2 protein-coding genes and 1 pseudogene are annotated in these 7,794 nt (G+C 67.9%); all 3 read right to left on the minus strand.

From position 1 onward, the window contains the following. A pseudogene (locus AC1DXV_RS28225) lies at positions 1-687 on the minus strand (hypothetical protein); the annotation flags it as partial. Next, positions 684-5,819, minus strand: a complete 5,136-nt coding sequence (locus AC1DXV_RS28230; protein ID WP_477936723.1) for a choice-of-anchor D domain-containing protein — start codon at positions 5,817-5,819, stop codon at positions 684-686. The pseudogene AC1DXV_RS28225 and the gene AC1DXV_RS28230, both read right to left, overlap by 4 nt. Before the next feature lie 218 nt (positions 5,820-6,037). Next, a partial coding sequence (locus AC1DXV_RS28235) for an Orn/Lys/Arg family decarboxylase (RefSeq protein WP_477936725.1) occupies positions 6,038-7,794 on the minus strand: 1,757 nt, incomplete at its 5' end.

Here is a 7,794-nt window from a genome sequence, read left to right on the forward strand (position 1 = left end):
CTTGACGCCGTCCGCGCCGCTCGCGTCGCGCGGCTCCACGTGCGTGAACTCCAGCGCATCGACCGGGATCTCGGCCGCGCTCGGGCTCGGGCAGCCGGGGCTGTTGCTCGAGGTGTCTCCGGCCGGGTTCACGCGCCCGGCGATGAGGCAGTAGACCGTGACCATCCGCGTGCCGTCGGGGTGGATCTCGCGCGTCGTGCGGCCCAGGTCGTCGATCTCCCGACGCGCGGTCAGCCCGTTCGGCTCGGTCGTGCTCAGCACCGTGCCGAAGCGCGGGTCCACCGTCTGCTTCGTCTCCTGCCCCTTGGCGTTGATGCTGCTGCTCGCCTGGGTGTTCGGCTGGATCTGCACGGTCATGCCGCCGATCGACAACGTCTGCGCGCCATAGGTGACGCTGCTGCTGCGCGGGGTGAACAAGGCGTCGCCGCTCGCGCCGGTGCAGTTCGCCACCAGCGAGCCGGTGCGGTTGCCCCGCAGGTCATAGCTGTACGTCGTCACCACGCAGCGCTGCGGGTCGTTCGGCTCGATCGTCTCGGTGTCCACCAGGCCATCCGCCCGGTAGGTGATGCTCGTCGTGCGGGTGTAGTTGAACGGGTTGTCCACGCCCGTCACCGGCGGCAACTGGGCTTGTGCATGGGCGGAGCTCACCACCACCCACGCGATTGCTGCGAACAGGTTCTTCTTCACAGGCAGGTCCCCTTCACGATCGCCTTGCTCGTCGTCGCGGTGCCGAACGCGTTCTTCACGCTGAAGTTCACCGTGCGTGCGGTGCATCGGTCGTAGACCCACTGGAAGGTGCAACTCCCTGGTGACGCGGCCACGCTGCCGCCCACGGTGCAGGTGCTCGTCCCGGGCGTGCCTGCGTCGCTCTGGGTCGCCGCCGTGATCGTCTGCGCAGCGCTGTACGGGTTGGCCACCGTCAACGTGATCGTCGTGTACGTGGTCGTCGACGTCGCCACCGTGCTCAGGTTGAACAGTGCGCCGGGGACCGTCTGCACCACGCCGCTGGCGGTGGTCGAGCCATTCACCGTCGCCCCGACCGTGCTCACCGTCTGGCTGAAGCTCGTCAGCGTGCCGGTGGCCAGCTGCACCCCCATGTTGCAGGTGAGGCCCGGTGCCACGTTGGTACAGCTGTTGACGACCAGGCTCAGCACGGCGGGCAGATTCGACAGCCCGGTCAGCGTCATCGGCACGTTGCCGTCGTTGCGCCAGCTGATGATGTTCTGCGGCGCTGCAGAGTTCTGGTTCACCGTGCCGAAGGCCAGGCTGCTGAACGCGAGCGTCGAGACCGAACCCGTCACCGTGCCCGACACCGCCGCCGATGCGGCCCCGTTGGTGCCACCCGTGGCGGTCAACGTCTGGGCACCTTGCGGACCGATGGCGCCAGCGGAACTCATCGTGACCGTCACCGTGCACGCCGTGCCGGGATCGATGTTGCAGCTGCCAGGAGCCACCGAGTACGCACTGCCGAGGCCGGACATCGTCAACGTGGCGGCCTGGTTGCCGCTGTTGAAGAAGGTCACGGTGCCGCTCGCGGAAGCGCCGCCCTTCGATGCACTGAGCGCCGAGGCGTTGTTGGCCGAGAGGTAGACATTCGAGCCGTACACCGCGCCCGACACGGCAGCCGACATGGCGCCCGTCGTGCCCCCTGTGGCCGTCAAGGTCTGGCCGCCTTGCGCACCAAGCGCGCCGCCCGTGGCCATCGACACCGTCACCGAGCACGTGCCACCTGCAGGCGCGGTACAGCTTGCCGGGCTCACCGAGTAAGGTGCGCTCAGGCCCGACATCGTGAGCGTCGCCGCCTGGTTGCCGCTGTTCGTGAAGGTGACCGTGCCGCTTGCCGCCGCACCGCCCCTCTGTGCCGAGAGGCTAGCCGCGCCGTTGCCAGTCACCGCGATCACCGATTGCAGGCCCGTGCCATTCAGCGCGGCAGACAGCGTCCCCGCACCGGTGCCGATGCTCAGGCCGCCGCTGCGTGCTGCATTGGCCGTCGGCTGGAAGCGCACCGTGACCGCGCAGTTGCCCCCCACCGGCAGCGAGTTGCCGCAGGTCGTCGAGACGAAGCCGAAGTCCGTGCCGCTCACGGACGCTGCCGTGGGCACCGTGACGCTCAGCGGGCCGACGCCGGTGTTGGCGAGCGTCGAAGTCAGCGTCGGCCCGCTGCCGACGGCCACACTGCCGAAGTCGACGGCGCTCAGGCTGCCCGACGGCGCCTGGCCCGTGCCCGACAGCGCCACCGACTTCACGCCCAGCTCGGTGTTGATGTTCAACCCGCCACTGCGCGCACCGGCCGCCGTTGGTGTGAAGCTCACGGTCACCGTGCACGAGGCACCGGCCGCCAGGCTCGCGCCGCAGGTCGTGCCCGCAAAGCCGAACTCGCTGCCCGACACCGCCGCTGCGGTCGGCACCGTCAGGTTCATTGCCACGCCGCCGCTGTTGCTCAGCGTCGCCGTGACGCTGTTGCTCTGTCCGACCTGCGTGGTCGCAAAGGCCGGCGCACTCAGCGTGGCAGCCGGCGCCGTGCCACGCGTGGCGCTCGCACCTGCTGCCGTGCCGGCACCCGCGCCGATCGCGGCCAGGCTGTTCGGCGCCGCATGCTGCTGCGTGCTGCCCTGCAAGCGGCCGAGCAGCCAGGTGTCCCCGGCGATGTTGTCGATCGCATAGACGTGGGTCGCCGTCGATGAGACGCTCTGCGCCACGCCGGYCGCGTTCCCGCTCGTCGACGTCACCACCTCCTTCGGATCACCGTTGTCGTTGAAGCGGTGGGTGGTCGTGGTGACCGGCAACGCCTCACCGGTGGCCGGGTCCTTGCCGGTCTTGGTGGCCTTGTAGAGATAGGGCCGCAGGATCCGGGTGCCGGCCGCCGGCGGGCACGGTGCATCCGCCGTGGCATTCGCTTCGGCAGCCGCGCTGGCGGACTTCTCGCAATGCACGTTGATTTCGCTCGACAGCACCAGGCCCGACGCCTGGTCGAGCGTGGCCCGCCAGGTCTCGCTGCGGGCCGGCAGCCCGATGTAGGGATGGCGTTGCTGCTGTTGCAGCACCTGCGTCAGCACCGTGCCGTCGGGCGTCTGCCGCTGGCGGCGCACCTCGCGGAAACCGCGGGAGCCATACCCGTCATGGGCCAGCTTGAGGCCGCGGTAGCTGAACTCCTCGAGCACCTGGCCGCCGCCGACAGCGCTGTCGCGCGTGATGGTGGCGACGACGTACGACGAATCGATGCTGTCGAACAGCGGGAATGCCGCCGCGTTCGCCGTGCCGCGGTCGCTCGTGTAGCGCGGGCCGAGCGCGCCGCTGGCGGAGTTGGCCAGCGGCACCCAGGTCAGCGTGGTGCGCAGGTTGCGGGGCGAGGTCACGCCGACCAGCAGGTCCGGCGGCAGCGTGGAACCCTGGCGGACGTAGAGCTGGTTGCTGGTGCCGTCACCCGGCGTCGGAGACCCCAGCAGCCGCAGGATCTCCACGTCGCCCCGGCCGGTGAAGTTGCCGGTGACGAAGGCGGCCGCGCTGTCGCTGCGCTGCAGCAGGTCGTTGGCCGTTTTGAGGTTGAAGCCGGTCGATTGGCGGTAGGTGCCGTCGCCGTTGCTCAGGTAGATCTTGTTCTGCGTCGGGTCGTCGCTCCAGCGGATGATGTCGTCGCGGCCATCGCGGTTGACGTCCGCGAAGACGATGTCGGCCGTGTGCGTTGTGAACCCGAGCTGCGGCGCTGTCGTGATCAGCGACTCGGAACCCAGGTTGTAGTTGCTCTCACGCAGCAGGAGCCCGCCACCGTCGGAGACGCTGCTCAGGCAGTCCATGCGGCCGTCGCCGTTGAAGTCGAGCGGTGATTGGCAGCCGCCGCTTGCACCGAGGCCGTTGACCGGCAGGAACGAGAAGTCTCCGAGTGAGCGCCACGCGGTCGCGGGCGGCCGCAGGTTCGCACCGGTGCCCAGCATGCCGGCCGGTGCGAGGTCGAAGTTGCCGTCGCTGTCGAAGTCCATCACGTGCGAGGGCTGGCCCAGCGCATACGGGCCTTGCGGCGGCGAGTACAGGTTCTTGTTCGTCACGTTGGTGGGCCGCTCGACGAAGCCGCCCTGCCCGTCGCCCTTGAACACCTGGGTGCAGACGGTGGCCGCGCACGGGTCGTTGGAGGGATCGATCACCACGCCCTGGCTGGGCACATAGGCGGTGACGATGTCGATCAGCCCATCGTTGTCGATGTCCAGCAGGTAGAAGGTGTAGCCGGAGGTCCAGCCGAAGCCGTCCTGGACCTCGCCGTGGCTCGTGAGGTAGCTGTCCTGGCTGGCGTGCTCCAGCAGCGTCACGCCGGTGATGGCCTTGCGCTGGAAAGTGCCGTCGCCGTTGTTGAGGTACAGCTCCGTGTTGACGGCCGGGCACGCCGTGGTGATGTTCACCGACGTGGTCTCGTGGCTGTCCCTGAAGCGCAGCAGGTCCGGCAGGCCGTCGCCGTTGAAGTCGGCCACCCGCGTGCTGAAGCAGCCGTTGCTGTGGTACAGCCACTGATCTGCTCCGACCAGATTGAAATTGCCGGCCTGCCGGAACGTCCCRTCGCCGTTGCTGAGGTAGAGCTGGTTCAGCGCCGGGTTGTCGGACCAGCGGATGATGTCGGTCTTGCCGTCGCCGTCGAAGTCGGCGGTGATGACGCCAGCGTTCGAATAGCGCTTGCCGGCCAGCCCGATCACCGTGCTCTGCAGCGTCAGCGTCGCCATCGCGCTGGCGGCGAAAGCCGCATTGCGCTGGTAGGCCTCGCCGCCGCCGGGCGCGTAGTCGAAGGTGGTCGGCGGCAGGCACGCCGACTCGGCCACGCCCAGGCATTCGGTGATGCGCACGAGCCGGCTGCGGTTGGTCACCGGGCCGTTGTCGTAGGCGAACCGCACGGTCCGGATCTTCAGCGGCGAAACATCTGCATTCGAGAAGGTCTGCACCTGCACGAGCTGCTGGATGTTGAGCTGCTTGCTGCCGGCCACCCAGGCCTCGCGGCGGTCGTGCGACTTGCCCGTGGGGGCTGTCGCCGGCAGGTCGACGTAGCTGAAGACGATCTTGTGGGCCGGCGCCTGCGTGGCGCTGCCGGTGTAGCGGATCTCGCGCAGGCTCCAGTCGTGGCCCGGGATGGCGTTGCCCTGGGTCGCGCTGCCCCAGGCGACGCCGCGCTGCTGGTACTGGAAGTCGATGTAGTTGCCCTTCAGGTCGCTGCTGCGACTGATCAGCCAGGTGGTGATGACGCCGCTGGCCTGCGCGGTGACGGCGGCATCGGCCATCGCGTTCGCAGCGGGGTTGGTGCCGTATTCGTGGATGCGCCCGTCCTTGGTCCACACCTTGAAGTACGTCGGCGAACCACCCCCTGTGCCGTAGGCGCGGATGCGCGCATACGTGTCCTTCTCGGTGCGGTACTCGCGCAGCAGGCCGCTGCCACCGGCGCTGTCGTTGGTCTGCGGAAACGGCAGCGGAACGCCCGCCTCATCGGTCTGGATCAGGCGCTGGCCATCCAGGCACAGCTTGTCGGCGGCGCTGTTGTTGACGCCCCTCACATGCCCGTCGGTGGACAGGTTGTCGGCACAACGCGCAATGGCCGAGATGCCCTGCAGCGACCATCCGTGCCCGAGCGGCCCGCTGCCTTCGCCGCCATAGGCCAGGCTGATGCTCGGCGTCATGCCGGCCACGCCCGGCGGCACGGCGATCGAATGCTGATAGCTCGGCTGGCCGCCATTGCCGACCACCAGCTGAGCCCAAGTCGCCGAAGAAGACAGAGCCAGCGCCAGCGCACCCAGGCACGACACCACCCAGCCGCGGACACGCCGCGACGCAACCAAGATCAGTTCCAAAAGAGTCCTCCAGCGCACGGTCGTCGACCATGCATCCAATGACAACGAGGGAGAGGTGTGTCGCCTTCGGCCTTGTGGGGCACTGGCAACCCGCGCGGCAGTGGTCTGCCGCTGCGGTGCGCGCAGTCTAGCGATGCGCGAAGGAATTTGTCACAACAAGCCGAGCAAATTCATCAACCTTGAGGAGGTCCATTCGTACCTCCCCATACCGCCGGCGCTCAACCTTCCTTCACGCAATCCACGTGGTACGTCCGCGATCCCTCGCCGCTGTCATGCTCCACCAGCCCGTGGACATCGGTGTCGAAGCCCGGGAACTTGGCGTTGAACGCGCGCGTGAACTTCAGGTAGTCGACGATCTTCTTGTTGAAGCGCTCGCCCGGGATCAAGAGCGGGATGCCCGGCGGGTACGGCGTCAGCAGCGAGGTGGTGACGCGGCCTTCCAGGTCGTCGATCGCCACGCGCTCGGTGTCGCGGTGCGCGATGCGCGCGAACGCATCGGTGGGCTTCATCGCCGGCTGCAGGTCGGACAAATACATCTCGGTGGTCAGGCGTGCGATGTCGCCCTTGGCGTACATCTCATGGATGGCCTGGCTCAGGTCCTGCAGCCCCATGCGCTCGTAGCGCGGCTGCTTGGCCACGAACTCCGGCAGCACGCGCCACAGCGGCGCATTGCGGTCGTAGTCGTCCTTGAACTGCTGCAGCGCGGTCAGCAGCGTGTTCCAGCGGCCCTTCGTGATGCCGATCGTGAACATGATGAAGAACGAGTACAGCCCCGTCTTCTCGACCACCACGCCGTGCTCGGCCAGGAACTTGGTGACGATCGACGCCGGGATGCCGGTCTTCGCGAACTTGCCCGAGACATCGAGCCCCGGCGTGATCAGCGTGCACTTGATCGGATCGAGCAGGTTGAAGCCGCTCGCGAGGTTGCCGAAGCCGTGCCACTTCTCGCCGGCCTTCAGCACCCAGTCGCTGCTCTTGCCGATGCCGTCGGCGGCCAGCTTGTCCGGGCCCCAGACCTTGAACCACCAGTCCTTGCCGTACTCCTTGTCGACCTTGCGCATCGCGCGGCGGAAGTCCATCGATTCGGCGATGCTCTCTTCCACCAGCGCGCGCCCGCCCGGCGCCTCCATCATCGCGGCGGCCACGTCGCAGCTCGCGATGATCGCGTACTGCGGGCTGGTCGACGTGTGCATCAGGTAGGCCTCGTTGAAGAGGTGCGTGTCGAGCTTGCGGTGCTGCGCGTCCTGCACCAGCACCTGCGAGGCCTGGCTGATGCCGGCCAGCAGCTTGTGCGTGGACTGCGTCGCATAGACGATCTGGTCCTTCGGGCGCGGCCGGTTGCGGCCCATCGAGTGGTATTCGCCGTAGAACTCGTGGAAGGCCGCGTGCGGCAGCCAGGCCTCGTCGAAGTGCAGCGTGTCGATGTAGCCGTCGAGCGATTTCTTGATGCTCTCGGTGTTGTAGAGCACGCCGTCATACGTGCTCTGCGTCAACGTCAGGATGCGCGGCTTGACCTTCTTCGCATCGACACCGGCCAGCAGCGGGTTCTTCGCGATCTTGCGGCGGATGGCCTCGGGCGAGAACTCGGCCTCGGGGATCGGGCCGATGATGCCGTAGTGGTTGCGCGTGGGCGGCAGGAACACCGGCACCGCGCCCGTCATGATGATCGAGTGCAGGATCGACTTGTGGCAGTTGCGGTCGACCACCACCACGTCGCCCGGCGCCACGTTGTGGTGCCACACCATCTTGTTGCTGGTGCTGGTGCCGTTGGTGACGAAGAAGCAGTGGTCGGCGTTGAAGATGCGCGCCGCATTGCGCTCGCTCTCGGCGATCGGGCCGGTGTGGTCGAGCAACTGGCCGAGCTCGTCGACGCTGTTGCACACGTCGGCGCGCAGCATGTTCTCGCCGAAGAACTGGTGGAACATGCGCCCGACCGGGCTCTTCAGGAACGCGACGCCGCCCGAGTGGCCGGGGC

The organism is Rhizobacter sp. P3_C12 (assembly GCF_056402735.1).